Annotated in this window: 26 protein-coding genes; 12 read left to right on the forward strand and 14 right to left on the reverse strand. The window is 67.3% G+C overall.

The annotated features are described in order from the left end of the window. Positions 1-141 precede the first annotated feature (141 nt). The 3 genes from OG474_RS20755 to OG474_RS20765 all read left to right on the forward strand — a co-directional run bounded on the left by OG474_RS20755 (position 142) and on the right by OG474_RS20765 (position 2,575). Positions 142-894, forward strand: coding sequence for a GntR family transcriptional regulator (locus tag OG474_RS20755; RefSeq protein WP_405063995.1), 753 nt, complete (start codon positions 142-144; stop codon positions 892-894). A gap of 77 nt (positions 895-971) precedes the next feature. Beyond that, positions 972-2,039 carry a TauD/TfdA family dioxygenase gene (locus OG474_RS20760; RefSeq protein WP_405063996.1) on the forward strand — a complete coding sequence of 356 codons (1,068 nt, stop codon included), beginning with the start codon at positions 972-974 and terminating at the stop codon, positions 2,037-2,039. Then, the gene (locus OG474_RS20765) at positions 2,036-2,575 is read left to right on the forward strand and encodes a phosphonate degradation HD-domain oxygenase (RefSeq protein ID WP_405063997.1); all 540 of its coding nucleotides are present in this window, start codon (positions 2,036-2,038) and stop codon (positions 2,573-2,575) included. The genes OG474_RS20760 and OG474_RS20765 overlap by 4 nt, the downstream gene beginning before the upstream one ends. Here the strand turns inward: OG474_RS20765 and OG474_RS20770 are convergent. Continuing rightward, positions 2,572-3,597: a methyltransferase gene (locus tag OG474_RS20770; protein ID WP_405063998.1), complete on the reverse strand. Its 1,026-nt coding sequence runs from the start codon at positions 3,595-3,597 to the stop codon at positions 2,572-2,574. The genes OG474_RS20765 and OG474_RS20770 overlap by 4 nt on opposite strands. A 67-nt stretch (positions 3,598-3,664) precedes the next feature. Next, on the reverse strand, positions 3,665-4,261 hold the full coding sequence (locus tag OG474_RS20775) for a TIGR03086 family metal-binding protein (RefSeq protein WP_405063999.1): 597 nt from the start codon (positions 4,259-4,261) through the stop codon (positions 3,665-3,667). Between the two features lie 51 nt (positions 4,262-4,312). Between OG474_RS20775 and OG474_RS20780 the strand changes: the two genes are divergently transcribed. The 4 genes from OG474_RS20780 (at position 4,313) to OG474_RS20795 (ending at position 6,475) form a co-directional block, all read left to right on the forward strand. Then, positions 4,313-4,723, forward strand: a complete 411-nt coding sequence (locus OG474_RS20780) for a MarR family winged helix-turn-helix transcriptional regulator (protein WP_405064000.1) — start codon at positions 4,313-4,315, stop codon at positions 4,721-4,723. Between the two features lie 131 nt (positions 4,724-4,854). Next, positions 4,855-5,271, forward strand: coding sequence for a DoxX family protein (locus OG474_RS20785; RefSeq protein ID WP_405064001.1), 417 nt, complete (start codon positions 4,855-4,857; stop codon positions 5,269-5,271). A gap of 11 nt (positions 5,272-5,282) precedes the next feature. After that, on the forward strand, positions 5,283-5,816 hold the full coding sequence (locus OG474_RS20790; RefSeq protein WP_405064002.1) for a sigma-70 family RNA polymerase sigma factor: 534 nt from the start codon (positions 5,283-5,285) through the stop codon (positions 5,814-5,816). Next, a complete protein-coding gene (locus OG474_RS20795) occupies positions 5,813-6,475 on the forward strand; it encodes an anti-sigma factor family protein (RefSeq protein WP_405064003.1) in 663 nt (220 codons plus the stop codon). The genes OG474_RS20790 and OG474_RS20795 overlap by 4 nt, the downstream gene beginning before the upstream one ends. Positions 6,476-6,843: 368 nt before the next feature. On the opposite strand, the gene OG474_RS20800 is transcribed toward OG474_RS20795, so the two are convergent. The 3 genes from OG474_RS20800 to OG474_RS20810 form a co-directional block, all read right to left on the reverse strand. Then, on the reverse strand, positions 6,844-7,083 hold the full coding sequence (locus OG474_RS20800) for a hypothetical protein (protein WP_405064004.1): 240 nt from the start codon (positions 7,081-7,083) through the stop codon (positions 6,844-6,846). A 251-nt stretch (positions 7,084-7,334) separates the two neighbouring features. Then, positions 7,335-7,661, reverse strand: a complete 327-nt coding sequence (locus tag OG474_RS20805) for an SgcJ/EcaC family oxidoreductase (protein ID WP_405064005.1) — start codon at positions 7,659-7,661, stop codon at positions 7,335-7,337. A 1-nt stretch (position 7,662) separates the two neighbouring features. Continuing rightward, on the reverse strand, positions 7,663-8,373 hold the full coding sequence (locus OG474_RS20810; protein ID WP_405064006.1) for an SDR family NAD(P)-dependent oxidoreductase: 711 nt from the start codon (positions 8,371-8,373) through the stop codon (positions 7,663-7,665). 109 nt (positions 8,374-8,482) lie between these two features. On the opposite strand from OG474_RS20810, the gene OG474_RS20815 reads away from it, so the two are divergent. Both OG474_RS20815 and OG474_RS20820 read left to right on the forward strand, forming a co-directional pair. Then, entirely contained in the window at positions 8,483-9,412 is a 930-nt protein-coding gene (locus tag OG474_RS20815) for a LysR family transcriptional regulator (RefSeq protein ID WP_405064007.1), read from the forward strand. 100 nt (positions 9,413-9,512) lie between these two features. Then, positions 9,513-13,049 carry a glycoside hydrolase domain-containing protein gene (locus OG474_RS20820; RefSeq protein ID WP_405064008.1) on the forward strand — a complete coding sequence of 1,179 codons (3,537 nt, stop codon included), beginning with the start codon at positions 9,513-9,515 and terminating at the stop codon, positions 13,047-13,049. Here OG474_RS20820 and OG474_RS20825 read toward each other — a convergent pair. Then, positions 13,037-13,807: a GntR family transcriptional regulator gene (locus OG474_RS20825; protein ID WP_405064009.1), complete on the reverse strand. Its 771-nt coding sequence runs from the start codon at positions 13,805-13,807 to the stop codon at positions 13,037-13,039. The genes OG474_RS20820 and OG474_RS20825 overlap by 13 nt on opposite strands. A 173-nt stretch (positions 13,808-13,980) precedes the next feature. On the opposite strand from OG474_RS20825, the gene OG474_RS20830 reads away from it, so the two are divergent. Continuing rightward, complete coding sequence (locus tag OG474_RS20830) at positions 13,981-15,006, forward strand: YeiH family protein (RefSeq protein WP_405064010.1); 1,026 nt, start codon at positions 13,981-13,983, stop codon at positions 15,004-15,006. On the opposite strand, the gene OG474_RS20835 is transcribed toward OG474_RS20830, so the two are convergent. The 4 genes from OG474_RS20835 to OG474_RS20850 form a co-directional block, all read right to left on the reverse strand. Next, a complete protein-coding gene (locus OG474_RS20835) occupies positions 14,988-16,799 on the reverse strand; it encodes a glycoside hydrolase family 2 protein (RefSeq protein ID WP_405064011.1) in 1,812 nt (603 codons plus the stop codon). The genes OG474_RS20830 and OG474_RS20835 overlap by 19 nt on opposite strands. A 913-nt stretch (positions 16,800-17,712) precedes the next feature. Further along, a complete protein-coding gene (locus OG474_RS20840) occupies positions 17,713-18,429 on the reverse strand; it encodes a class I SAM-dependent methyltransferase (protein ID WP_405064012.1) in 717 nt (238 codons plus the stop codon). A 31-nt stretch (positions 18,430-18,460) separates the two neighbouring features. Next, positions 18,461-19,501: a glycosyl hydrolase gene (locus OG474_RS20845; RefSeq protein WP_405064013.1), complete on the reverse strand. Its 1,041-nt coding sequence runs from the start codon at positions 19,499-19,501 to the stop codon at positions 18,461-18,463. A gap of 87 nt (positions 19,502-19,588) precedes the next feature. Continuing rightward, the gene (locus OG474_RS20850; RefSeq protein ID WP_405064014.1) at positions 19,589-20,455 is read right to left on the reverse strand and encodes an amidohydrolase family protein; all 867 of its coding nucleotides are present in this window, start codon (positions 20,453-20,455) and stop codon (positions 19,589-19,591) included. A gap of 58 nt (positions 20,456-20,513) precedes the next feature. On the opposite strand from OG474_RS20850, the gene OG474_RS20855 reads away from it, so the two are divergent. Continuing rightward, on the forward strand, positions 20,514-21,017 hold the full coding sequence (locus tag OG474_RS20855) for an ArsR family transcriptional regulator (protein ID WP_405064015.1): 504 nt from the start codon (positions 20,514-20,516) through the stop codon (positions 21,015-21,017). 99 nt (positions 21,018-21,116) lie between these two features. On the opposite strand, the gene OG474_RS20860 is transcribed toward OG474_RS20855, so the two are convergent. The 4 genes from OG474_RS20860 to OG474_RS20875 are packed head-to-tail and all read right to left on the reverse strand — an operon-like array spanning position 21,117 to position 25,355. After that, a complete protein-coding gene (locus OG474_RS20860; protein WP_405064016.1) occupies positions 21,117-22,355 on the reverse strand; it encodes a RimK family alpha-L-glutamate ligase in 1,239 nt (412 codons plus the stop codon). A gap of 36 nt (positions 22,356-22,391) precedes the next feature. Beyond that, entirely contained in the window at positions 22,392-23,138 is a 747-nt protein-coding gene (locus tag OG474_RS20865; RefSeq protein WP_405064017.1) for an esterase family protein, read from the reverse strand. Between the two features lie 47 nt (positions 23,139-23,185). Continuing rightward, positions 23,186-24,313 carry an MFS transporter gene (locus OG474_RS20870; protein ID WP_405064018.1) on the reverse strand — a complete coding sequence of 376 codons (1,128 nt, stop codon included), beginning with the start codon at positions 24,311-24,313 and terminating at the stop codon, positions 23,186-23,188. A 10-nt stretch (positions 24,314-24,323) separates the two neighbouring features. Beyond that, positions 24,324-25,355: an alpha/beta hydrolase gene (locus OG474_RS20875; RefSeq protein WP_405064019.1), complete on the reverse strand. Its 1,032-nt coding sequence runs from the start codon at positions 25,353-25,355 to the stop codon at positions 24,324-24,326. Between the two features lie 64 nt (positions 25,356-25,419). Here OG474_RS20875 and OG474_RS20880 point away from each other — a divergent pair, with 64 nt between their 5' ends. Further along, the gene (locus OG474_RS20880) at positions 25,420-25,764 is read left to right on the forward strand and encodes an MmcQ/YjbR family DNA-binding protein (RefSeq protein ID WP_405064020.1); all 345 of its coding nucleotides are present in this window, start codon (positions 25,420-25,422) and stop codon (positions 25,762-25,764) included. Positions 25,765-25,768: the final 4 nt, after the last annotated feature.

The following is a 25,768-nucleotide window of genomic DNA, read 5'->3' on the forward strand; positions in this document are numbered from 1 at the left end:
ACGAGATCGGCCCGGCCGGTCGCCGTGTGCCTTCCCGGAGAGTCGGGAACGAAGCGGGCGGGCCGGCGACGCGAAGCTGAACATGGCTGTACAAGAAGATGTACAGCCATGTTCGGCCGCTCCGGCGCTAACCTGCTCGGTATGACCGCCCCGGACAGCGCCTCGCTCTACCGCACGATCGCCGCCGATCTGAAGGCCTCGATCCGAGCCGGAGTGTATCCGGCCGGTGCGCGGCTGCCTTCGGAGAGTGAGCTGGCAGCAGAGTACGACGCCTCCCGGGGCACGATCCGGCAAGCGTTCGCGGCGCTGGCCGCGGACGGGGTGATCTCGTCGCGACGCGGTGCGCGCCGGACCGTGCTGGGCGGCCCGCGTCTGCAGAGCTTCGCGGACCTGCTGAGCTTCTCGCGCTGGGCCCGGTCGGTCGGTGAGAAGCCGGGCGGACGCGTTGCCCGCTTGGAACATCGGGCCGCGACCACCGAGGAGGCCGAACAGCTGGAGCTGACGGATGAGGCGAACGTGTACCACCTGACGCGCGTCCGGATGCTCGGTGACCGGCCGGTGATGATCGAGCGCACCGCGTATCCCGAGCATGTCGGTGAGTTGGTGGTGGGGCTGGATCCGGCAGGTTCGCTCACCGAGCGGCTGGAAGAGCTCGGCGTGATCTTCGCCGATGCCGAGCACACCATCGACGCCGTACCGGCGACTGCGGAGGATGCGCGGTTGCTCGCGGTGCGCCCGCGGGTGCCCCTGCTGCGCGAGCGCCGCCGTACGACGGATCCGGCGGGAGCGCCCCTGGAGTGGTCGGAGGACCGCTACTTGGGTCAGGAGGTCGCGTTCACCGTGCGGAACTCGGTGAACCGAAACTCCTTGTCCCGTTGGCATTCCGGGCGTTAGTTCAGCTGAACCGGCGGTGCTGTTCATTTTCTCGTGTTACAACTTGTACAGCCAAGTTGCTGACGAGAGGATGGATCATGTCCGCCGCCCTGTCTCCCTTCCCGCCGATCTGGCTGCGGGACAACTGTCCGTGCCCACAGTGCCGCGACCCGCGGAACGGGCAGAAACTGTTCGGGATCACCGATCTGCCGGCCGAGCTGGAGCTGCTCGACGTCACTGAGTCCGGTGAATCCGTGTCGGTGACCTTCGCGCCGGATGGTCACCGGGCCGACTTCTCCCGGAGCTGGCTCGAGGCGCAACGCGTCGCCGATCACGGCGACGGCCGCACCGAGCGGGCCAAACAGTTGTGGTCGGCAACTGAAGTGGCTGAGCTCGTGCCGGTCGCGGAATGGGCGGCGTACGGCGACGAGGTGGCGACACGGGCCCGGGTTCTGCGCGGTGTTCGGGACCTCGGTTTCGCCGTGCTGCACGGGACACCGGTGGTCGAGGAGACCGTGTTGCGGATCGCGGAGACCTTTGGGTTCACGCGCGAGACGAACTACGGCCGGCTGTTCGACGTCCGCGTCGAAGCGAAGCCGAACAACCTCGCCTTCACCGGCCTGGCGATCGCGCCGCACACCGACAACCCGTACCGCGATCCGGTCCCGACGCTGCAACTGCTGCACTGTCTCGACAATGCGGTCGACGGTGGTGAGTCCGGTCTGGTCGACGGCTTCCAGGCGGCCGATCTGCTGCGCCGCGAGGATCCGGAGTCGTTCGCGATCCTGACCTCGATCCCGGTGCCGTTCGCCTGGTCGGACGACACTGCGAGCCTGCGCGCCGACCGGCCGTTGATCGAGGTCGATGCCACCGGTGCGGTTCGCGAGATCCGCTTCAACAATCGGTCGATGCAAGCGCTCCGATTGACGGCTGCGCAGTCCGAGGCGTTCTACACGGCGTACCGGGCTTTCGCCGAGATCGTTCTGCGGCCTGAGTTGCTGTTCACCTTCCGGCTCGAGGCCGGCGACTGCGTGATCTTCGACAACACGCGGCTGCTGCACGCGCGGACGGCGTTCGCCGAGTCGGGCTCGCGGCATCTCCAGGGCTGTTACGCCGATCTCGACAGCCTGCTGAGCACGCTGGCCACCTTGGAGGCCCGGTCGTGAACCCGATCGATCAGATTGCCGAGCTGTTCGCCGGGCAGGGCGCTGAGGATTACTTCGGCGAGGCGGTCACCCAGGCCGAGCACATGTGTCAGGCCGGTCTGCTCGCGCAGCAGTCCGGTGCGCCGGATGCTCTGGTCGCTGCCGCGTTGCTGCACGACATCGGGCACTTCCAGGGTGAGCTGAGTGGCGACGACCTCATGCAGGGCACCGACAATCGCCACAGCCACAGCGGATCCGAGTGGCTCGCCCAGTGGTTCGGGCCCGCGGTGACTGAGCCGGTGCGTCTGCATGTCGCGGCCAAGCGCTACCTGTGCGCTGCCGAGCCGGAGTACTTCGCGAAGTTGTCGGAGGCGTCGGTCTACACCCTGCAGGTGCAGGGCGGACCGATGACGCCGGAGCAGGTCGAACGCTTCGAAGCCGAGCCTTACTGCACTGACGCTGTCGCCCTCCGCCGCTGGGACGACGAAGCCAAGGACCCGACCATCCAGACCCCCAGCTTCGATCACTTCCGTCCGCTGCTGGAAGGCCTCCTTTAGACCGGCGTGGCCTCGATCAACCAGAAGCCGACCTCGGGCGGGAGTGCGTGGATGGCGGTGAGACTGAAGCCGGAGCGTTGGAGGAGTGCGTCGAAGTCGGCGCGGGTGCGTTCGCGGCCGCCGACGTTGACGAGCATGTTGAGGTCGCTCAGGTAGAGACCTGGCCGGAGCCCCGGTTCGGCGCGGTCGGGGAGGATCGGCTCGACGATCACCAGGCGGCCGTCGGCGGGGATCGCGGCTCGGCTGAGCCGGAGGATCTGCTCGCAGCGGTCGTCGGACCAGTCGTGGATGATGCTCTTGATCAGGTGCAGGTCGTAGCCGTCGGGGATGGCGTCGAAGAAGTCGCCGGTCACGACCGTGGCGCGGTCGGTCAGCCCGGCCTCGGCGTACCGGGCTGGTGCCTGGGCGGCGCCTTCGGCCGAGTCGAGGACGGCTCCGCGCAGGTTCGGGTTCGCCTGCAGGATCGCGGTCAGCAAGGTGCCGTCGCCGCCGCCGATGTCGAGCACCGAGGTGAACCGCCCGAAGTCGTACGCCGAGGGCGCCGTCGCCGCGACACCGCGGGTCGCCTCGCTCATCGACGCGTTGAACAGCGCGGACTTCACCGGCTCCTCGGCGAGCTGATCGAAGAACGGCTGCCCGAAGATGTCGTCGAACGTCGTGTGTCCGGTCCGGACGGCGGTCGCCAACTCCTCCCAGCCGCGCGTCATCAGCGGGTCGGTGAACATCGCGACGATGGCCTGGACCGAGGCCGGATGCTCGCGCCCCAGCAGATCGGCCTCCGGCAGCACCTCGAAGTGATCGTCCTGCTGCTCGGCGAACAACCCGAGCGCGGTCAGCGCGCGGAGCAGCCGGCGGGTGCTGTCGACAGGCAGCCCGAGCTCGGCGGCGACCTCCTTGGCCGGTCGCGGTACGCCGGCGAACGCGTCCACGATGCCGAGCTGGGCAGCCGCGCGCACGACGTACGCGGGCATGAATCCGAAGGTGAGCTGTCGTAGCTGGGTTCCTGGCGGTGCGGTGGTCATGGTCCTCCCCAGAATCGCGCTCGGAGCGAGCAAGTTAGGTAACCCTAACTTCAATCTGGGGGCTGGGCTAGGACGCCGGCCACGCCGGGGAGCGGCCGAGCAGCGCGACGATGCGGTCGAGCTGGCCGCTGCCGGACCACTCGACGTCCGGACCGAAGGCGGCGCCGGGGATTAATCGGGCCTCGCCCACCGGGACGATCTGCGCCACGGCCCACGCGGGGTCGAGGACGTCCTGGGTGAAATCGACAGTCGTGCCGAGCGCCTTGGCCAGATCCCAGCTGTGGACGACGTAGTCGATGAAGTGGAAGCTGATCGCCTGATGTCCGGGCGCCTTGACGTCCGGGCCGAACTCCGGCAACGGGAAGATCCGCTCGGTCACGCCCTCCTCGGCGAACACCTCCAGTACGTGCCCGGCGGACTCGACGTACGCGTCGACGGGGTTGTCGCCGAGATCGCGAAGCTTCCAAACCTCCGGGTTGCTGTCGCCGCGGGATGCTGCGGCGAAACCGTAGTGCTGGGTGGTCATGTGGGCGAGCAGGCCGTAGAGCGTCCACGCGCGGCAGGGCGTCGGCTTGGCGAGATCGGCATCGGTGACGCCGGTCGCCAGCTCGATGCTCGCGGTGACGGCGCGGCGGTCCAGGGAGACGAAATCAATGGTAGGCATGCATAGATCGTAAGCGCCCGCATATGATCGCGCCAGTGTTATCTTCCGGGCATGGACGATCGCCCGGATCTCGCCGCGATGCTGTATCCGCTGGTGCGGCTGCTGATCGCGGCCGAGACGCCGATCCTCGCCGCCCAGGACCTCTCGATGTGGGGCTACTCGGTGCTGACCGCCCTTGACGAGACGCCGGTCCGGACCCAGGCCGCGCTGGCCGAGGCGATCGGCGCGGACAAGTCGCGGATCATCGGCACCCTCGACGAGCTGCAGCTGGCCGGGCTGATCGAGCGGATGCCGGATCCCGACGACCGCCGGGTGCGCCTGCTGTCGATCACCGCCAAGGGACGCCGCGTCCGCCGTACGGTCCGCAAGAGCATCCGGGCCTACGAGAACGAGCTGCTCGGTGCGCTGCCGGCGGCCGACCGGGACGTGTTCCTGAAGTCGTTGCGCGCTCTACAACAATAGACCGCTTCAGTGCAACCGATTCGTGCTGTGACGTAAAGGTCCCTCTCGGTGACATCGTCGGTTGAACCAGATGAGCCGGGGATCCGTTCGGAAGGACAAGTCCCCAAACCGCCCCTTGAGGAGTGAGGCTCATGCAGGTTCTGGAGCGTTATCAGTCACAGGTCATCGGTGTCTTCCGGATCGTCGTCGGATTCCTGTTCGCGTGTCACGGCGCCGCGTCGATCTTCGGTGTTCTCGGTTCCAAGCAGGTCGAGGCGTTCATCTGGCCCTCGTGGTGGGCCGCTCTGATCCAGATGGTCGGCGGTGCGCTGGTCGCGATCGGGCTCGGCACCCGGTACGCCGCGCTGCTCTCGTCCGGGTCGATGGCGTTCGCCTACTTCACCGTTCACCAGGTGGATGCTTTGCTGCCCGTGCAGAATGGTGGCGAGAAAGCGGCGCTGTTCTGCTTCGCCTTCCTGCTGATCGCGGTTCTCGGTAATGGCGCCTGGGCGCTGGAGCGGAGTGCGCCGGTCCAGCAGCGGCAGACCGCGGCCGTGGCGACCGAGTGAGCCTTTAGCCCATGCCCGACAGAGCAGGAGCCCCGATGGCCGACGACCGGGCCGCGATGCTGCGCGAGCTGCACGACGTGCATGCTCCCGCGCTGTGGCGGTTCGTGGTGCGGCTGACCGGCGACGACCGACTGGCCGAGGACGTCGTCCAGGAAACCCTGCTCCGGGCGTGGCGGCGGCCGCAGATCCTGACCGAGGACGAAGCGGGTGCCCGGGCCTGGTTGTTCACGGTGGCGCGTAATCTCGTCATCGACGACCGGCGCAGTGCCCGGGTCAACCGCGAGGTGGCCAGCGGCGACCTGCCGGAGAAACCCAGTACGGACCACGCGAACGCCGTACTGGATGCCTGGCTGGTGGCCGAGTCGCTGGCGTTGCTGTCGGAGGAGCATCGGCAGGTGATCGTCCGGGCCTACTACGGGCGCCGGACGGTCACCGACATCGCCGAGGAGCTGGATATCCCGTCGGGCACCGTGAAGTCGCGGCTGCACTACGGGTTGCGGGCGCTGAAGCTCGCGCTGCAGGAGAAGGGGGTGACGAGTCAGTGACAGACAAGTACCGGGAGTGGGACGCGGCGTATCTGGTGGGTGCGCTGCCGGCCACGGACCGGCGGGAGTACGAGGAGCATCTGGCGACCTGCGCCGAGTGTTCGGCGGCAGTGGCGTCACTGACCTCGGTGCCGGCCGCGCTGGCCGCGTTGCCGAGCGATCAGGCATTGATCACGGTGAACACGACTACGCCCAACCTGCTGCCTGGTCTCGCCCGCAGGGTGCACGAGGACCGGCAGCGTCGGCGCTGGCGCGTCGGCGGTCTGGTCGCTGCGGTGGCGGTGGTTTCGATCGGGATCGGCGCGGTGCTCGCGGTCCCACTGGTTCAGGACGAGCCGCAGGGCGACTACGTGGTGCTCGCGCAGACGGTGGAGAGCAAGCTGTCCGCGGATGCCCGGCTGGTGCCGGAGCGCTGGGGCACGACGATCGAGATCAGCTGCCGGTACGACGAGCTCGCGACCCCGAGCGAGCGCGCCCGCGGCTATGAGCTGTACCTGACCGACGACTCGGGCAAGGCGCAACTGCTCGCGACGTGGACGGCCGCACCGGGTACGACGGTGAAGCCGGCGGCGACCACGAAGTTGCAGCGCAGCGAGATCCGCGCGCTGGACATCCGCAGTTCGGAGAGCGGGCGGATCCTGCTCGCCGTGCATTTCTGATCGAAGTTGTGCATGACGCCGTACAACCGGGGCACTTGAGGACCACGAGCCGCCGGTCGCGCGCGAGGCCGACGACCCAGGCCCCGGTGTTCAGGGATGAGTGCACCGGGGCCGCCCTCTGCCCGGCGTGCTGTCGCACCCCCGAAGAAATTTCCCTGAATCGTGTAACACTCCCGCCGTCACCAGCGATACACCGTGTGTAACGCCACTGAGGATCCCGTCCCAGGTCAACCGCCCGAAGGGCCTGGGACGGGGTTCTCGTCCGCCGCCTAGGCGCCCCGGCCCGGCGTTACAAGCAGAAAGCCCCCGGTTGACTCGCATCCCGGGGGCTTTCTCGCATCCTTTCAAATGTTGCCGTCTGCGGCCTCTTACGAGGCCTGCTCGCTCGGCGCTGGCGGCGCGGCCAGGGCGATCAGCTCCGCCGGCAGGCGTTCCGTCCGCTCCTGACCCTCGTCGTCCTCGTACTGCACCAGACCGGTCCATCCCGACTCCTCGTGCTCGCGGCCGATCAACCAGCCGCGCCGCCACTGGCCGTCCGCGAGGACGACCACGTGACCAGGCAAAGGGAGTCGGGACACCACGTCGGCGCCCGGTTCGAACTCACTCATGGCCGTAGGATAAGCGCTTTTCGCCGGTCCTGCCTCTTTGAGCGTGTCTTCTCACAGCATTCTCAGACAAGTTTCAAGCGATCGATCTCTTCGTCGCTGAGCACAACATCGAGTCCCGCAAGGACATCCGGCAGGTCATCAGGCCGTGCATGCGCGGTCCGGCCTTGTGGGGTTGAACTCTTGCCACTCGTCGGCCAGGTCGAGAGCCTCGATGTTCCACCTGCCGCCTACCTCAGCATCTCAAGTCCTCTTTAAGTCAAGCGGGAGACTTGATAGTGCGCGATCAGCCCGTCCCGGAGCACCACACTGAGATTGACGGTGATCGTCGGACGGTCGGTGAAGCTGAAGTCCACCGTCAGATAGACCAGCGTGACGCCGTCGGCCAGTTGGCGGGTTTCCAGTACGTCGTACTTCGCCGTCAGGCCGAGGGGTTGCGAGTCGTAGTACTCGGCGACCGCATCGCGGCCGACGCCGTACGGGTGCAGGCCTTGGAAGATCGCGTCCTCGGTGAAGAGGGCAGCGACCGCCTTCGGATCGTGGGCGGCGATGCCGGCCGCCCATTCGTCGAGAACCTTCATGTCAGTGGCCGGCCTGCTGGCCGCCGTCGACGTGCAGGATCTCGCCGGTGACGAACTTCGCGCTCTCCAGGTAGGTCACCGCGTCGACGATCTCGTCGATCTCGCCGAGCCGGCCGACCGGGTGCAGGGCCGCGAGGAACTCGTGCGTCTCCTCCGGGTGCATCGGCGTCTTGATCACGCCGGGGGAGACCGCGTTGAAGCGGACGTTGCGCGCGGCGTACTCGATGGCGAGCGAGCGGGTGGCCGAGTTCAGCCCGCCCTTGGTCAGTGCGGCCAGTGCGGCCGGGACGTCGCTCAGGGCGTGTTCGGCGAAGGTGGTGGTGATGTTGACGACGTGCCCGCCGTCCTCGTGGTCGAGCATCGCGGTGACCGCCCGGCGGGTGGTTTCGAAGAAGCCGCGCAGGTTGATGCCGGCGATCCGCTCGAACTCGTCGTCGGTGTACTCGGTGAACGGCTTGGCGACGAAGATGCCCGCGTTGTTGACCAGGGTGTCGATCCGGCCGAAGGCCTCCAGGCCCTGCTCGATCACCCGGGTGCCGACGCCGCTCTCGGCGATGTCGCCGGGGACGGCCAGGATCAGCGGGTCGTCCGAGCGGGTGATCGAGCGCGAGTTCGCGACGACGGCGTACCCGAGCTTGCGGTACGCCGCGACCAGGCCGGCTCCGATGCCCTGCGACGCCCCGGTGACGACGGCGACTTTCTGGGTATTCATATTTTCCTGCCTTCTTGAGGTGTTGTACTTCGACAGTTGTCGAACCATGTGAGGTTTTCCACGACCGGTCTTCTCCCAGCTGAGAGGCTGCGCCTATTACTCTTCGAAGGTGGAGCTTCGGCAGTTGCGGTACTTCGTGGCGGTCGCCGAGGAGTTGAACTTCGGCCGCGCCGCGGCGCGGCTGCACATCGCCGGGCCGTCGCTGTCCCAGCAGATCAAGTCGCTCGAGCGGGATCTGGGCGTCCAGCTGTTCGAGCGCGATCGCCGGACCGTGACGCTGACCGCGTTCGGCGAGACCTTGCTGCCGCGGACGCGGGCGTTGCTGGAGCAGGCCGACGAATTACGCCGTACGGCGCGTGGGTTCGCGGTGAGTGAGCCGGTGCGACTGGGCTACGTGAGCTGGCGGCCGCCGGATCTCGAGAAGCGCGTGTCCGGGGTTGCGCGGCTGCGCGTGGATGCGTGGGTGATGCCGTCGCACACGCAGGCGGCGCGCGTCGCGGACGGCAGCATCGACCTGGCGATCACCTGGGTGCGGGCGACCGACCTGGCCGAGCAGCAACTAACCGGTCGGTTGCTTGGCGTCGATCGGCTGTACGCCGTCTCGTTCGGCGACGAGACGCCCGTCCGGGCTCAAGATGTCGTGGTGCTCGTCGACGCGGATACGGCGACTTGGTCCTCGTGGAACATCTACGCGATCGAGTTCGCCCGCTCGGTCGGCGCGTCGGTCGAGCGCATCGACGACCACGGGATCACCGGTTCGGCGTTCTTCGATCATGTACGGCGCTTGCGGCGGCCGGTGTTGAGTTCGCCGAAGCGGGACGCCACTCCGTGGCCCAGCGGCTTCACCCGGCGGCCGGTGGTCGATCCGGCGCCACTGTGGACGTGGGGGCTGGTGTCGCGCTGGGACGAGTCCGATCCGGCCGTGCTCGCGGCGGTGGAGGCGTTGACGCGGGATGTCACGGTGGAGTTCGGGCCCGCGCCGTACTGGCTGCCCGGGGATGATCCGTTCCGGCCGGGGGCTGCGACATATCAGCCCTGAGTTGATAGCGATTTCGGTTTTGGTTTCACAGCTTGTACTGGACTGATCCGGAACCCACCCTCACTGCATCGGCGACTTGCAGGAGGTCATGGTGCGGTGGATGCGGGCGTTGCTCGGTGTGGGGTTGATCCTCGGCCTGGGGGTGGTGGCGATACCACCGGAGAAGGCGGCAGCTGTGTCTCCCCCCGGGCACTGGGTGGAATCGGCGTACACGTCGGTGTTCAAGGACAGCGGGCCCTCGGAGGAGGCGGCCGACGTACTGAAGCTGGACACGGCGCGCAACGACTACGAGGGCGGCCAGGTGGTGCTGCGTGGTCCCGCCGCGTTCACGATCAACGGGGTCGACTTCAGTGACCTGGTCGGGCCGTCGGATGCGATCGCTGCTGCGAACCTTTCGTACAACTTCGTCGGGTACCAGAACCTGAACCGGAACTCGACGTTCGACGGGGTCCAGCCGGCCTGGCTCACGATCCGGGACGCGCCCGGCCTGTTCCCCGACCGCCTCGTCAACGATCCGACGATCGCCGTACCGGCGAACACCACGCAGTCGGTCTGGGTCCGGGTGTACGTACCGGCCGAGGCCGCCGGCGGTACCTACAGCGGCCGGGTGACGCTGCGGACGACCGCGGGAGACATCTCCGTCGCGCTGCGCGTGAACGCGCGGGCAGTGACGATCCCGCCGGCCAAGGACGGTGGATTCACCAACGTGCTGTGGCAGAGCACGATGCAGGCGATCCTGCCGGATCCGAACGCGACCGACACCATCGAGGACTTCTACAAGTACAAGAAGTACTCGCCCAAATGGTGGGAGCTGCTCGACCGTCAGGCGGAGATCACCAAGCGGTACCGCGGGAACAGCATGCAGGTCCAGACCGTCCAGTTGCTCAAGGACGCGGGCAGCGTCATCAACCCGGCGACCGGGAAGTACACGTTCGACTGGAGCCTGGTCGATCAGGTCGTCGAGCACTTCCAGGCACGTGGTGCGGTGAAACGTCTCGAAGGCAATGACTTGATCGGCAACAAGCCGCGGTTCAAGGTGGCAACCCTGCCGAGCACGCCCGGAGCCTTCCAGGTCTACTACGACTGGGATTCGGCGGCCGGCCAGAACTGGATGAACCAGTACATCCCGGCACTGCGTGACCATGTGGCCGCGAAGGGCTGGTCGCAGATGTGGTTCCAGCACATCTCCGACGAGGAGCAGGACGTCGCGGAGTACACCGAGGTGGCCAACAAGTACCGCCAGTTGTGGCCGGGCATCACCATCGCCGACGCGCTCGTGAACGCCGGGGCGTTCGGCGTGGCCAAGGTCACCGACATCGTCATCCCGAACCTGCATACGTATACCGGTAACCCGGACCCGTTCGACGCGGAACGGGCCAAGGGCAAGGAACTGTGGTTCTACAACTGCAACATCCCGGTCTACGACCACCTGAACAGGTTCATCGACCAGGCGCAGTGGAACCAGCGCCTGACGATGTGGCTGGCCTACGGACGCGGCGCGACCGGCTACCTGCACTGGGCCTACAACAACTGGCATGGTGGCATCGACGAGCAGAACCCGAAGGGGGACGCCTGGATCACGCAGCCGGATGTCGCCCGCAACACGCTCGAGGTGACGACCCGGTACGAGTCGCTGCGCGACGGCATCGAGGACTGGGAGGTGCTCAACCTCCTGGGCAGGACCAATCCCGCACTGGCGACCGAGCTGTCCCGCAGCCTGGTTGAGAAGAGCAACAATTTTCAGGCGGACATCTCTTATATGCAACGGATCCGGGCGATGGTTCTGGATGCGGCCGCCGGGCAGCCGGTGGTTGCGGCCGATCTGGCCGTCGGCAAGAAGGCGACTGCGTCGAGCCTGTCCGGTGACGCGGCGAAGGCTGTCGACGGGAACGCGTCGACCGCCTGGCAACCGGCCGGGACGGGTGAGCAGTGGTTGCAGGTCGATCTCGGCCGGCAGGTTCAGCTGAACGGCGCGAATCTGGCGTGGACGACGGCGCCGGCGTCGTACAAGGTGCAGGTTTCCTACGACGGGTCGTACTGGTCGGACGCGCGGGCAGTGAGTGGTGGTGCCAAGGCGGCATTCGCCGGGATCAACGCAAAGGCGCGCTTCGTGCGCATCGTCGTACCGGCCGGCTCCGGTGCCGTAGGGCTTTCCTCGGTGGAGGTTTCCGGACTGTATCTGCTTCAGCAGAACCTTGCCGGAGGCAAGAGCTACGGCCGGTCGGACGGGACGGCGCCCAGGCACCCTGACGCGGGCAAAGAGGCGACTGACGGCGTGCTGTCGCACGACTGGGGCGACGGTCGTGGCTTCGGCTACGAGGTTCCGGACGACGCGGTGGCGCATTCGTACGACGTGACGGTCGACCTCGGCAACGTGCAGACGGTCGGCCGGGCGAGAGCCCATGTGTACGAGGCCTTCCCCGGTTACCAACCGGATCGGATCAAGGTGTCGACCAGCGGTGACGGCGTGAACTTCACCGAGCGCGCGCAGACCGGTGCGGACCGGGGGATGTACAAGATGTGGTACCAGGCCGACTTCGCGCCGGCCCGCGCCCGGTACGTGCGCTTCACCTTCGTCAAGACGCGGTCCGGGCCGAAGACGTCGGTCTTCTTCGACGATGTCGAGGTGTACGGCGTGGGCTCGGTGCCGGCTGCCACCGAGGAAGTGCCGGGGTCGGCCGGGTACCAGTACGGTGCCCAGGAGTTGGTGTTCGCACCGACGACCACCGGGTCGATGATGCGCTGGAACTGGGCTTCCGGGGTGGGGACGAAGACCGCTGTCTGGGGTGCGGGCCCGATCGCGGGCCGCCCGTCCGGGTATGCCTGGAACGACCAGCAGCACGCGATCGCTCGCAGTACTGACGGGAAGTTGCTGCACTGGTGGCAGACCGATGGCCAGTCCCAGCCGTCCTTCGCGAACTGGGCCGGAGACGCGGCCTCCGATCCGGTCGGTGCGGTCTGGGGTGGGCAGCAGCACATCTTCGCCCGGTCGGGTGACGGCGCGTTGTCGCACTGGTGGTGGGACCCGGCCGATCAGACGCTACGGCTGGACAAGTGGTCCGGCGCGCCCGGCCCGATCGTCGGACGGCCGTCGGTGTACACCTATCGTGACCAGCTCCATGTCGTTGCCCGTAGCACCGACAACCACCTGTACCACTGGTGGTGGATCGCCGACGAAGCCGAGCCGCACTTCGCCGACTGGGGCGGTGAGGCCTACTCCGATCCGGCGACGTTCACCTGGCAGGGCCAGCAGCATGTGTTCGCCCAGGCCGCGGACGGGCAGTTGCAGCACTGGTGGTGGGACAGCGGGAGCGGATTACAGCTGAACAAGTGGACCGGTGCGCCTGGCCGATTCGTCGGTGCGCCGGCCGGGTTCGCCTTCGGCGACGAGCAGCATGTCGTTGCCAGAGGCCCCAACAACACGCTCTACAAGTGGTTCTGGAAGCAGGCCACCAACAAGGTCGCCTTCGATGACCGCGGTGGTCAGGCGTACTCCGATCCGGTGGCCTACCAGTTCGCGGATCAGCAGCAGATCTTCGCGCAGTCGGCGAACAACACGCTGTACCACTGGTGGTGGTCACCCCAGGAGGGATGGCGGCAGAACGACTGGGGCGGGAGCGTGGGCTACCAGCCGTGAGCCTGGGCGGTTGCGGGCGTGAGCCGGTAGCCGGTGTTCTCGGAGAACTCGGCTGACAGGGCGAAGCGGTCACCGCGGACGACAGTGTGGCGCCACTCGACCGGGCGGTTCTGGGCGTTGCCCTGTCGGATGATCGAGAAGACGGCGGCCTCGGCCGGGCAGTGCAGCAGTGCACGCTCGGCCGAGGTTGGCGTGACAGCGCGGATGTCCTCGCGGCCGTGGTCCAGGCGGAGGCCGGTGCGCTCGGAGAGCTCGTTGTAGAGGCTGGTGTGGGTGAAGTCGGCGTCCAGGAGCGGCTCCGCCAGGGTTGCGGGCAGCCAGACTCGGTCGAGCGCCAGCGGCTCGTCACCGGCGTACCGGAGGCGCTCCAGATAGAGCAGCGGGATGGATGCCTCGAGCTCCAGGCGGGCGGCGATGACTCCGTCGGCGCGGATGTCGAGGGCGCGGACCACGCTGTGCTGGGCCAGGCCGGAGGCCTCGACGGAGGAGAACAGGCTGTAGAGGGCGCCCATCGGCTGGCGGATCTCGGGGACGACCGCGACCCGGGGCTGGCGGCCGCGCTCGGCCACGATCAGGCCGTCGGCGCGCAGCTGGCCGAGGGCCTGGCGGACGGTATGACGGCTGACGGCGTAGGCCTCGACCAGCGCCAGCTCACCGGGGAAGGTGGCGTCGAAATCGCCGGCCTGCAGGCGCCGTACCAGGTCGGTCTGCAGTTGTTTCCACAACGGCTCCCTGCCTGAGCGGTCGAGCACGGTCATCCGGGTCAGCCTCCGATTTGCCAAATGTCCGGTCATCTCTTAGCTTAAATGTACGCACATTTCTGCGGAGAGGAGCCGGGCTGATGGTGCAGGTCGAGATTAGGCCAAGCCGTGCCATGGCTCTTCCCTTTGTGCGATTGCACCGTCCTCGTCTGCTTCCGAGGCGTGGGCCCGTGCCCGGGCTTCTGGTGGTGCTGGTTCTCGCCGCCGTGGCCGTTCCGCTCGGGCGGCTGGTGCCGGTGGTCGGCGGGCCGGTGTTCGGGATCGTGTTCGGCGTGCTGACCGGGCTCGCGTTCCCGCGGGTGCGGTCCGAGCTGTTCCGGCCGGGGATCGACTTCGCGTCGAAGAACCTGCTGCAGCTCTCGATCGTCGTGCTCGGGACCGGGCTGTCCCTGCAGCAGGTGGCTCGCGTCGGCCTGTCGTCGTTGCCGGTGATGCTGGGCACGTTGGCGCTCGCGCTGGGCGGGGCCTGGCTGTTCGGCCGGTTGCTCGGCGTCCGGGACGACACCCAGATTTTGATCGGCGTCGGTACGGCGATCTGTGGTGGCTCGGCGATCGCGGCCGCCACCGCGGCGATCGGGGCTCGGCGGTCCTCGGTGGCCTATGCCCTCGCGACGATCTTCACCTTCAACATCGTGGCGGTGCTGACCTTCCCGCCGCTCGGGCATCTGCTCGGGATGAGCCCGGAGGCCTTCGGGCTCTGGGCCGGTACGGCGATCAACGACACCTCGTCCGTGGTCGCGGCCGGGTATGCGTACAGCCAGAGCGCCGGCGATCAGGCGATCGTCGTGAAGCTCACCCGCTCACTGACCCTGATCCCGATCGTGCTCACCCTGGTCGCGCTCAAGGTGCGCCGGGAGAACCGCGCGGCCCGGGCGCTCGACGTACAAGGCGCTTCGTATCACGGGTCGACCGCGTCCACGCGGGGGCCGTTGCCGTGGAAGAAGCTGGTGCCGCTCTTCCTGATCGGGTTCATCGCCGCGGCCGGGCTGCGGACGGCGGGCGCCGTGCCGGATGCTTGGCTGCCTTCTTTGAGCCTCGTGGGGACCTGCTTGATCACTGCGGCGCTGACCGCGATCGGTCTGTCGCTGCGGCCGCGTGAACTGCGCGACGCAGGACCCAGGCCGCTCCTGCTCGGAGCGATTCTCTGGATCCTGGTCGCGGTCGGTTCACTGGTCCTTCAGTCCTTCTTCTCGTAGGCGGCCAGGCGCGTCTGTGCCGCCTGGATCCGCGGTACGTCGAGCTTGGTGCTGCGATCGAAGTTGTAGATCCCGTTCTCTTCCTGGAAGACGTCGGTGAGCTGCGTGTAGCAGTAGCCGAACATCAGCGGGTCATCGAGCAGCGCGTCGACCAGCCCGGTGAAGCGGACGTAGAAGTCCTCCTCGTCGGCGACCCGCTGGCCGTAGCCCCACGAGTCCTCACTGTTGCCGGTCTTACCCGCGGCCGCCTTCTCTGCGTTCCACCAGATGCCGCCGAACTCACTGCAGAAGTACGGCTGACCGGCGTACGGCTGGGAGATCGGCCGGCCCTCGGGACCGCCGAGGTTCCCGTACGGCGTTCCGTCCTTGAGGCCGGCCAATTCCTGGGCGAACTCGGCCGGGTCCTGCGTGTAGTTGTGCGAATCCCAGACGTCGGTCTCCGGGACGCGGTGCGAGTAGCCGGAGGAGTCGAGTACCGGTCGGGTCGAGTCGGCCGCCTTGGTGGCCAGGAACATCGCCCGGGTTACGTCGTCCAGCTGGGTGATCCGGTCATGCAGAAGCTGATGCGTCTCGTTCAGCGGGCACCAGCCGATGATGCTCGGGTGGCTGTAGTCACGCTCGACCGCCTCCAGCCACTGCGCCACGTACGACGCCGTCGGCTGCTGGTTGTCGTCACCGGTGTGGCCGACGCCCGAACCCCAGTCGCCGAACTCGCCCCAGACCAGGTAGCCGAGGCGGTCCGCGTGGTACAGGAACCGCTCCTCGAAGACCTTCTGGTGCAGGCGGGCGCCGTTGAAACCGGCCGCGATACTCAGCTCGATGTCGGCGATCAGGGCTTGGTCGGTCGGCGCGGTCATCAGACCGTCCGGCCAGTAGCCCTGGTCCAGCACGAGTCGCTGGAACACGTGCTTGCCGTTGATCAGGATCGCCTGACCGTTGATCGATACCGACCGCAGTCCGGCGTAGCTGTCCGCGGTGTCAACAACGTTGCCATCGGCATCGATCAGTTCGAGGGCGACGTCGTACAGGTGCGGGTCGGTGGTGTCCCAGAGCCGGACGCGGTCCGCGGGGACCTGCAGGGTAAGGCGGGGTGCGAGGTCGAGATCGGCGCGTACCTCGGCCGTTGTGACCTCGCCGTCCGCGTCCTTGAGGGTGGCGCGGATCTTGTAGCCCGGCTTGTTGGCCGAAACCGGTACGGCGAGATGGAAGCTGGAGCCGGCCACGTCGGGGGTGATCCGCGGGCGCCTGAGGTGCACGGTGGGGACCGCCTCAAGCCAGACGGTCTGCCAGATGCCTGTGGTGCGCGTGTAGAGGCAGGCGTGGTTGAAGTACAACTGGCTCTGCTTGCCGCGTGCTTGCGGACCCTTGTGGGTATCGCGGGCACGCACGACGATCGTCGCTTCTTCGCCTGGTTTGGCGACCTTGCTCAGGTTCGCGCTGAACGGGGTGAAGCCGCCGCGGTGCCGGACGACCTCGGTGCCGTTCACCCATACCGTCGCGTCGTGATCGACGGCTTGGAAGTGCAGGACGGCTTCTTTGCCTGCCCACTCGTGGGGGATGGTCACGGTCGTCCGGTACCAGACCGCTTCCATGAAGTCGACGTCCTCGATGCCGGACAGCTCGCTCTCCGGGGCGAATGGCACGGTGATCCGCCGTTCCAGCTCCCGGTCTCGCACCCCCCGCTCCAGGCCGCTGTCCGATCGATCGATCTCGAACTGCCACTCGCCGTTGAGGTTCACCCACTCCGACCGCACGAACTGCGGACGCGGGTACTCGGCACGAGGCTGTGTCATAGAAGCTCCCGAAAGCATGAGAAGGCGGGGTCCAGAAGACAGTACAACGTTGGAATCGGGTCGGCAACGGGTGGAGCCGGTGGCGATGTCGCGGTGGGCTGATCCACCGTTCGACCCAGGAACCCCGCCTTCCCGAATGTGCTCGTCCCATCCGAGCGCTCGGATTCGGCCGGTGGCGTCGGCGGTGGTTGGTCGCCGCTGCGGCCGGTTTTACTGAGACGGGTGGCTGAGGGGGTCTTCGGCTGAGGGGGATGGTTCGGTCGGTGACCGCGGTTCCCGTCGCCTGTGGCTGACGGGCTGTGCTTCCGTCAACGATCAGGAGGCTTGGCGGCTGGCCCGTCGCGGTGGTTGATGGCTTCGTTCTGCCGATTTCGCTGGCTAGGTACCGAGCTTGGGGGTTACGCACTCTGACTCTGAGTGCATGACCCCCAACGAGACTGGCTAGCCAGGCAATCGGCGAGGGCGGGGCCTCCCCGCGAGTGAAGCCACCGTGTGAGTGTGAGTTCTCGAGTGCTGATTGCACGATGGCTTCACTCGCGGAAGGCACTTTGTTCCCAAAAGCGACCGAAACTTACCGACTACCGTCACCTCGCCTAGCCCAGCCATAGCCCGGAACCTCAGGCAACCGCAACCGTGGTCACCGACCTCGCCATCCCCCTCAGCCCCAGACCACGCCCGCCTAGCGCTTCAGTAAAATCGGCCGCCGCGGCGACCAACCACCGCATACGTGTCCGGCCTGTCCGGTGCGGCGCGAATCGGGGGCACACCGACCACCTTTGCGGGGATTTACTGCCTCTCAGCGGCAGCGGCTCCCCGCAAACACGCGCAAACCCCGCCCAGCCACAGGTTCACGGAGACCTACTGCCAAATACCGGCAGTAATCATCCGTGAAGCTGCGCCGGGGGCGATGAACTCACGTGCTGAAGAGGGCGGCGTTCAGGAAGGGGGTGCCGAAGGTGTTGGGGATGCCTTCGCGGACTGGGCGGAGTTCGATGGGGGTCAGGGGGTTGAAGATTTTGGTGAGGTCTTCTAGGGAGAAGGACATGCCGCCGGCGGTGTCGCCGGTGGTGAGGATTTGTAGGTCCGTGGGGGTGTCTACCTGGCCGGCGGCGAAGGTGATGATGGCGAATCGGCCGGTTGGGGCTAGGGCGGGGAGGACTCGTTCGAGGTAGGTCAGCCGGCGGTGGGGGGCCAGGTGGTGGAAGCAGCCTGAGTCGTAGATGACGTCGTACCGGTCGCCGGGGAGGGGGTTTCGGAGGATGTCGAGGGCGGTGACTGTGGCTGTGGGTGGGAGGTCCGGGCGGATGCGATCTAGGAGGTCGGCGGCTAGGTCTACGCCCTGGACAATGGCGCCCTGGTTGGCGAACCAGCGGGTGTTGCGGCCGCCGCCGCAGCCGATGTCGAGGATGCGGGCGCCGTCCAGCGAGCCCAGGAGACCGCGGGAATGCCAGTCCAGCAAGGGCTCGTCGGGCAGTTGCGTGGCTAGTGGGTGACCTTCGCGGGTCAGGATCTCGGTCCAGAAATCGGCGGCGGCGTGCGATGATCGGTCGCCGCGGCTGCTGCGTTCGACGACTTGGTCGAGGGCCTGGAGGAGTTGGTCGACGGTGTGAAGGCGCGCGGTGTCTGACACTCCCCGATTTTACCGGCGGGAGGGTTGAAGACTAGGCCCAATCGACGCCTTCGAGCGTCAGGATTTGGGGTTGGTTGAGGGCCCAGGTGATGTCTGGTTGTTCAACCAGGGCTCGGCTTTGGTTGTCGGCCCAGCTGTACCAGGAGTGGGCGAAGACGGCGGTGGTGTAGGTGTCGAGGGAGCGGTCGACGAGGGCGCGGGCGCCGCGGGGGTAGGAGTCGCCGCCGGGGCCGAATTCGGCGAGGCCGGCTGGGTGGTTGAGGTTGCGGGTCTCGGTCCAGTCGTCGGCGTCGGGGCGGTGGCCTGGTTGGTACGGGCGGAGTTCGTCGTCGTACAGGTCGAAGCCGGCCAGGTCGACGTACGCCGTACCGGGGTAGTAGTGGCGGATTGCGGCGTTCCAGCTGGTGGCCGGTGAGTAGAGCCAGAGCAGGTTGCCGAAGCGGGCGGTCAGGTAGGCGTGCAGGTCGCGCCAGAGGTCGACGAGGGCGGTCCGCGCGACGGTGACGTCGTGACCCCACCAGAACCACGGCCCGTTCATCTCGTGGAACGGTCGCAGGATCACCACGGTGTCGGTGAACCTGTTCAGTACGGCGACCAGGTCCGCCACCTGCCGCCAATACGCACGCTTCGGCGCCGAGTCGGGCGCCGTACTGAGGAGTTGTCGCAGGTCGGGCTTGCGGGCCTCGGAGTCGCGGACGTAGTACTTGCCGGAGCTGGGGTAGTCGCCCCACGGATGCGTCCAGTGCGTGCTGATGGTGACGAGCCCGCCGCGGTTCTTGTGGTCGACGAGCTTGTCGATCGTCAGGCGGTCGTAGTCGCCGGGCTCGAGCAGGCTGACGCCCACCATCGCGGGTCGCTTACCGGTCTTCCGTTCCAGGCCGTCGACGAAATCCCCGTACGTCGCCGCGCTCCAGGCCGAGATCTCCTGCCCGATCAGCAGCCGATCGATCGAGCGGGTCTGCAGTGAACGTAGCCAGGTCAGCAGGCGCTCGCGCGGGAGGTCAGCTGGGCGGAGAAGGCCGGCCGCGGGGGTGAAGGCGGCGGCCTTGAGGACGGTACGGCGACTCAGCATGAGTGACTCCTGGATCCGAGGGGCGGTCCAGGTCAGTGAACGCGTACGACCGGTCGGTGTTCAAAGCTTTCGACCAGCCGAGAAACCTCAGAGCCCCAGCAGGCGGGAGCCGTTCACCGAGCAGACGGCGCGGAGCCAGGCGTCGCCGAGGTCTAGGTCCGCGAGGGCTTGGAGCTGGGTGGCGTAGGAGTAGGGGATGTTGGGGAAGTCGCTGCCCAGAACGATCCGGTCCTGGAGGTCGCCGAGGCGCGGGATGAGGTCGCGGGGGAAGGGCATCAGGGCCTCGGTGAACGGGGTGAGGGCCATCGTCGTGTCGAGGTGGACGTTCGGGTACGACGTGAGGTCCAGGTGCTCGGCGTATTCGGGCATGCCGAGGTGGGCGACGACGACGGTGAGCTGGGGATGCTGACGCAGTACCTCGCCGATCGGACCGGGGCCGGTGTGGCGGCCGGGGATCGGGCCGGAACCGCAGTGCGCGACTACCGGCGTACCGGCTTCGGCCAGTTGTCCCCAGACGTCGTCGAGCACCGGGTCGCGCGGGTCGTAGCCGCCGACTTGCAGGTGGACCTTGAAGACGCGCGTGCCCAGATCGAGAGCTTCGCGGACGTACGCCGATGCCGTCGGCTCGGGGTAGAAGGTGCCGCTCGGGACGCAGCCGGGCGTGCTGGCGGCGAAGTCGCGCGCCCACGTGTTCAACCAGGCAGCCATGTCGGGTTTGTGCGGATAGACGAGAGCCGGAAAGGCCTGAACACCCAATGCCTGCAGGGTTTTCAGGCGCTCCTCAACAGACGTCCGGTAGGTGATCGGCCACTCGGTGCCGTAATGCTCCGAAGCCCGGTCGAAGTACGCCCAAACCGCGTTCATCACCTGGTCGGGCAGGAAGTGGACGTGGATATCAACCAGCCCATCCAGACCAAGCCCGCGCCACCACGCCGGTACGTCGTCGTCTCGCATGAGTCCAGCCTAGAACGAAGACTTTGCGAGAATTACGTAAGTACGTATTATCCACAATGTGGAGAAGGCTGTGGATAACCGGCTGGCCGAGCTGGAGCGGCGGATCGCTGCTCTGGAGGAAGCCGCCGGCCCACAAGCCGAGGAGCCGATGCTCGGCGACGACCCGCTGTTCCTGCTGCGGGCGTTGAAGGAGCGCGTCACCGAGCCGGGCGGGGTCGTGTACGTCGGCAGCGTCACCCTGCCGACCGGCCAGACCACCCAGTGGCAGTTCGGCCGCCCGACCGACGTTGTTCTGGATGCTGACTGGGCCGCCCGCGCTTCGATGCTGGCTGCGTTGGGGAACCCGGTCCGGCTCACGTTGCTGCGCGAGATCTTGCACGGTCGCGCCACGGTCAGCGCGCTCAGTGAGGTCGAGGGCCTCGGCACGAGCGGGCAGGTCTATCACCACCTACGGCAACTCACCGCCGAGGGCTGGTTGCACAGTCCGAGCCGCGGGACCTTCGCCGTACCGCAGACCAGAGTGGTTGCCCTGCTCGCCATCCTGGTCGCCCTCGAGAGGTAGCGCCCATGAAAGTCGTCGCAATCCTGCTCGCCGTCGTACTCACGATCGGCGGCTGGCTGATCCGTCCGCACCGATCTCGGTGTACTGGTCGTGCTGCTGTTATGACTCGGACTGGTCGGCTAGCCAGAGGTTGATCAGGCCTTGGAAGTGGGCTTGGAACTTTTCTTGTTCGTCGACCGGGTAGGTTGCGACGACTGTCTCGCGGAGGATGTCGGTGAACTCGGATCCGCTGAACCAGTCGCGGACGCGGGCGTCGAAGTCGGGGAGGTGCTCGGCGCACCACTCGTGGTAGCGGACGGTGTCGAAGTGGGCATCGGCCAGGGCTAGGTAGGCCTCGATCTTGGCGTCGTAGTCGAGGGACTCGTCGTCGGCGATCGCGAAGTACTTGTCGGTCTGCAGGTCGACCGAGCTGCGGCGGCCGGTGGCCAGGCTGAACACCGACCACTTCACCAGGGCGCTGATCGCCCACGGGAAGTAGTAGTGCAGGGAGGTCACCGCGACGTCCGGGCACGCGTTGGCGTAGTCGATCGGGTGCACGGAATCGCCGCGGACCAGCATCTCGCAGGAGTTGAACTCCCAGCCGAAGAAGGCGTTCACGATCCGGCTGATCGCGACCGCCTGGTGGCCGGCGGACTGCGAGAGGAATCCGTGTGAGACGGCGTACCGGTTGTGCATCGGCTCTTCGGGACGGAAGTCCATCACCATCGTCTCGGCGCCGATCGACAGCGCGCGGGCGAACTTGTCGTAGTCGATGGTCGCCTGCAGGTGCATCAGCATCTCGCCGGACTGGTCGTAGGCGTGGTGCAGGTCGACCTTGTTGTTGATCCGGGAGACGCCGCGCCAACCGCCGCCGTCGAACGGCTTCATGTACAGCGGGTAGCCGAGGTCCTCGGCGATCGCGTCCAGGTCGAAGGTCTTGTTGTACTTCGCCGACGTGTAGGCCCAGCGGACGTTGTCGACCGGGTTCTTGTACGGCACCAGCACGGTCTTCGGGATCTTCAGTCCGAGCCGGAGCATCGCGCAGTACGCCGAGTGCTTCTCCATCGACTGGAACGTGAACGGCGAGTTGAGCAGGTAGGTGCCGTTCATCAGCGCGGCCTTCTTCAGCCATTCGCGCGGGTGGTAGTACCAGTACGCGAGCCGGTCGATCACCAGGCCGACCTTGACCGGGTCGTTCAGGTCGAACGGCTCGATGGTCAGCCGATCGGCCTCGAACTCATGGGTGCCGGAGGCGGTCTTGACCGGGCCGACCCGGCGCAGCAGGGCTTCGAAGGCCTGCGGCCAGTCCTCCTCGGCGCCTAGCAGCAACCCGATCAGATGGCGAGAGTTGTCGGCCACAGCTTCTCCTCAGACGAACGAGTCAGACGAATCGAGTCAGACGAATCGGGGCAGGTGATGGGCGATCTGCTGGCGCCACCACGGCCAGTCGTGGGCGACGTCGTACCCCCACTGGTCGAGCTCGTGCGGGATGCCCTTGGCATTCAGTACGGCGTCGATCGCGCGGGCCGACGGCAACGAACCGGTCGGGTGGGTCTCCCAGTCGCCCTGACCGACGGTGAGCACGAGGAAGAGCCGGCGGCGCAGCCAGTCCAGGTGGTCACCTTCGAGATTCGGCAGGTAGTCGGCCGGGTTGTTGAAGTACGTCGCCTCGCCGCGCTCGCCCCAGGCGTGCCAGCTGGCCGCGTCGTAGTTGCCGGACTGGCAGATCGCGACCGGGAACAGGTCGGCGCGTTTGAAGGCGAAGTTCAGTGCGTGGAAGGCGCCCAGGCTGCAGCCGGTGGTGATGATGTCGGAGGTGCCCGGGGAGTCCGCACCGATGGCGGGGACCACCTGATCCAAGATCCAGGACTCGTAGCCGCCGTGCCGCCGCGCTCGCTCTTCCAGCGGGATGTTGCGGTCGGACCAGCTGATGTCGTCGAACGAGTCGACGCAGTACAGCTTCACCCGGCCGGCCTCGATCAGGTCGGCGACCGCGTCCACCATGCCGTTGTTCTCGTAGTCCCAGGCACGACCCTGCTCACTCGGGAACACCAGCACCGGACGGCCGTAGTGCCCGTACCGGATCAGCGTCCCGCGCCGGTCAAGTCCTGGCGCGTCGAGTTCGACCTGCTCTCGCTCCATCCGCTTCACCCCCGCAGTAGTGTCCCGCCAGCCACCTTGCCATGTCTTTACCTCGCATGCTTTGTCTCAGCGCGTCCTGCCAACGGACCGAGCGCTGCGACGACTACAGCCAGTACTGCGACCCCACCGAGTGCCGTCGGCAACGACCAGACGCTGGACGCGGCACCGACCATCGCAGGTCCTAGCAGGAAGCCCAGGTAGGCGATGGTGGTGACGGTGGAGATCGCGCTCGCCCGGCGCTCCGGCCCGGCCCAGGCGCCGGCCATACCGATGATGGTTGGCGCGCAGACCGACGTACCGAGGCCAGCGATCGCTATGCCGACCAGTGCGAGCCAGGGGCTGCCGGCCACGGCGGCCAGGGCGCTGCCGAGGGCGGCGATGATGCCACCGGCGACCAGAAGCTGGGCAGGCCTGAGGCGGCGGAGGAGGGCGTTGCCGCTGATCCGACCGGTGGCCGCAGCGGCGGCGAACACGGCCGGTGCGCTGGATGCGAGCGCAGGCGCAGCGCCGAGCGTGGTGTCGAGGTGTACGGCGCTCCAGCTCTGCCACGCGTTCTCGACGACGAAGGCGAGTGCGCAGAGACCGCCGAAGACCAGTAGCGCGGGCTCCAACTTCCGTGGCGCCTTCTCGGCCACTAACGGCTTGATGCGGGTAGAGCCGGGAGCAAGAGCGACAAACACCAGCACGGCGATCAGTACGGCGACTCCGCCGAGTACTGGTAGCGCACCGGCACCGGCCGCGCGCAGCGCCGCCGTACCGAGGCTGGCGACGACCACTGCGATGGAGAACAGTCCGTGTGCCAGGTTCATCAGCGGCTTGCCGCTTGAGGCCTCGGCGGCGGAGCCGGTCGCGTTGACGGCCACATCGGTGGCTCCTGAGGTAGCGCCGAGTAGAAACAGCGCACCGCCGAGTGCGACGGCCGATCCGGCCAGTGCGGGCAGCACACCGCACGCTGCGAAATGCAGGACGGTCACTGGAAGTACTACGCCACCGAAGCGGTCGATGAGGTAGCCGGTGAACCGCATGGAGCACAGCGCGCCCACTCCGACCATGAGGAGCGCAGCGCCCAGTTGCGCATCGGTGACGCCCGCCTCGGCCTTCACAGCAGGCAGTGCGGCACCCCACGCACCCCAGAACAGACCGAAGGCCCCGAACCCAGCGAGTGTTTTAACCACCCGCTCGACCCTAGGCCCAGACGCGGTTCAGCAACTCCGTCAGGTCCGGATCGAGGACGTCTCGCCAGGCGGTGAAGTTGTGCATGTCCGGTGTCTCGTCGAACTCGACTGCCAGCCCCAGCTCGGCCAGATGCGCGGCCATCACTCGGTTGTTGTGCACGTTCTCCTCAGTGGCACCCGCCGTCATTGAGACAGCCGGTGTGCTTGGTGCGGCACCGGCAGCCAGCACCTCACGGACGAAGCCGGTCACCTGGGCGTAGAACTCGAACCGGGACTCCTGCGGGTCGGTGTCCGGTGTGAAGAACGACCCGGACTGCAGGAACAGCCCGTCGAACGTGCCCGGATGATGCCACTCGGCGTGCAGGGCGGCCAGTGCGCCCAGGCTCGCACCCATCAGCACCGGCTGCCGGCTCTTATACGCCGTGGTCAGCGTCGGAAGCACCAGCTGCGTCAGAGCCTCGGCGTACTGCGGATTGGCGGCGTACCAGAGGTTCCGCGTGGTCGGCCGGATCAGCGCGAGCCGGTACGGCGGGAGGTCCGCGGAAGCGACCATGGCGCCGGCGTAGTGCGTCAGACCGGCGTACATGGCGAACTCAGGCCCGTCATGCGACAACAGCAACGGCAACTCGAACGCCGGGGTGATCCCCTCCGGCGCCCACACCTGTACGTCGATCGCCCCCACCGGCGAGTCCACCGTGAGCGGGGTCAGCGTGGAGGCCACCGGCTCGACGCCGATCCAGGCGGGCTCGACGTAACCCGGCAGCGGCAGCCAGGAGTGCTCACCGAAGGCGCCCCCGACCACCCGCGGATTGGTCGGGTCGGTCCGCATCCCCAGGTCGGCGATGTCGAACAGGTACTCCATCCGGTGCACCGACGGCCGCGCCAACCGCAGCTCCCAGCCGTACTCCACCGGTTTGAACTCGAGCAGGTCGGCAGCGAGCCCCAGCTCCTGCCACAGCCGCACCCCCGGGAAGGCATGCGCCGGATCGCCGAGGCGGAACACCACCTCGGCCCCTTCGACGGCACTCACCACATCGGGCATCCGCACACGGTACTGGCACAAAGACTGACATCACCTGTCAGTCATCCCGGCTTATCGTGGGGAGGTGGTCGATCTCACGGACATTCGGGCAGCGACAGCCGACCTGCCGCGCAGCTACGAGGTACTGGTCCGGGACCGGATCAAGTTCCGCGTCGGCCGCATCGTCTACCTCGCGGTCGCGCCCGACGAGGAGACGATCGGCATCGGCTTCCCCCGCGAGGAACGCGCCGCCGCACTGGCCTCCGAGCCGGACAAGTTCCTCCCACCGAGCAAGTCCGACGAGCGCTTCCAGTGGATCGTCGTACGGCTGGCGGCCCTCGAGTACGACGAACTCCGCGAGCTCGTCATCGACGCGTGGTCACTGTGCGTCCCGAAGAAGGTACGCACGGAGTTCTTGGCACATCTCTGACACC

Origin of the sequence: Kribbella sp. NBC_01505, from assembly GCF_045040285.1 — a bacterium.
GTDB lineage: Bacteria > Actinomycetota > Actinomycetes > Propionibacteriales > Kribbellaceae > Kribbella.

Excerpts from the sequence above, each read along its gene's own strand:
- OG474_RS20755 (WP_405063995.1), top strand. The coding sequence starts at position 142 with ATGACCGCCCCGGACAGCGCCTCGCTCTACCGCACGATCGCCGCCGAT.
- OG474_RS20760 (WP_405063996.1), top strand. The coding sequence starts at position 972 with ATGTCCGCCGCCCTGTCTCCCTTCCCGCCGATCTGGCTGCGGGACAAC.
- OG474_RS20770 (WP_405063998.1), bottom strand. The coding sequence starts at position 3,597 with ATGACCACCGCACCGCCAGGAACCCAGCTACGACAGCTCACCTTCGGA.
- OG474_RS20775 (WP_405063999.1), bottom strand. The coding sequence starts at position 4,261 with ATGCCTACCATTGATTTCGTCTCCCTGGACCGCCGCGCCGTCACCGCG.
- OG474_RS20780 (WP_405064000.1), top strand. The coding sequence starts at position 4,313 with ATGGACGATCGCCCGGATCTCGCCGCGATGCTGTATCCGCTGGTGCGG.
- OG474_RS20785 (WP_405064001.1), top strand. The coding sequence starts at position 4,855 with ATGCAGGTTCTGGAGCGTTATCAGTCACAGGTCATCGGTGTCTTCCGG.
- OG474_RS20790 (WP_405064002.1), top strand. The coding sequence starts at position 5,283 with ATGCCCGACAGAGCAGGAGCCCCGATGGCCGACGACCGGGCCGCGATG.
- OG474_RS20800 (WP_405064004.1), bottom strand. The coding sequence starts at position 7,083 with ATGAGTGAGTTCGAACCGGGCGCCGACGTGGTGTCCCGACTCCCTTTG.
- OG474_RS20805 (WP_405064005.1), bottom strand. The coding sequence starts at position 7,661 with ATGAAGGTTCTCGACGAATGGGCGGCCGGCATCGCCGCCCACGATCCG.
- OG474_RS20810 (WP_405064006.1), bottom strand. The coding sequence starts at position 8,373 with ATGAATACCCAGAAAGTCGCCGTCGTCACCGGGGCGTCGCAGGGCATC.
- OG474_RS20820 (WP_405064008.1), top strand. The coding sequence starts at position 9,513 with ATGCGGGCGTTGCTCGGTGTGGGGTTGATCCTCGGCCTGGGGGTGGTG.
- OG474_RS20825 (WP_405064009.1), bottom strand. The coding sequence starts at position 13,807 with ATGACCGTGCTCGACCGCTCAGGCAGGGAGCCGTTGTGGAAACAACTG.
- OG474_RS20835 (WP_405064011.1), bottom strand. The coding sequence starts at position 16,799 with ATGACACAGCCTCGTGCCGAGTACCCGCGTCCGCAGTTCGTGCGGTCG.
- OG474_RS20845 (WP_405064013.1), bottom strand. The coding sequence starts at position 19,501 with ATGCTGAGTCGCCGTACCGTCCTCAAGGCCGCCGCCTTCACCCCCGCG.
- OG474_RS20850 (WP_405064014.1), bottom strand. The coding sequence starts at position 20,455 with ATGCGAGACGACGACGTACCGGCGTGGTGGCGCGGGCTTGGTCTGGAT.
- OG474_RS20865 (WP_405064017.1), bottom strand. The coding sequence starts at position 23,138 with ATGGAGCGAGAGCAGGTCGAACTCGACGCGCCAGGACTTGACCGGCGC.
- OG474_RS20875 (WP_405064019.1), bottom strand. The coding sequence starts at position 25,355 with ATGCCCGATGTGGTGAGTGCCGTCGAAGGGGCCGAGGTGGTGTTCCGC.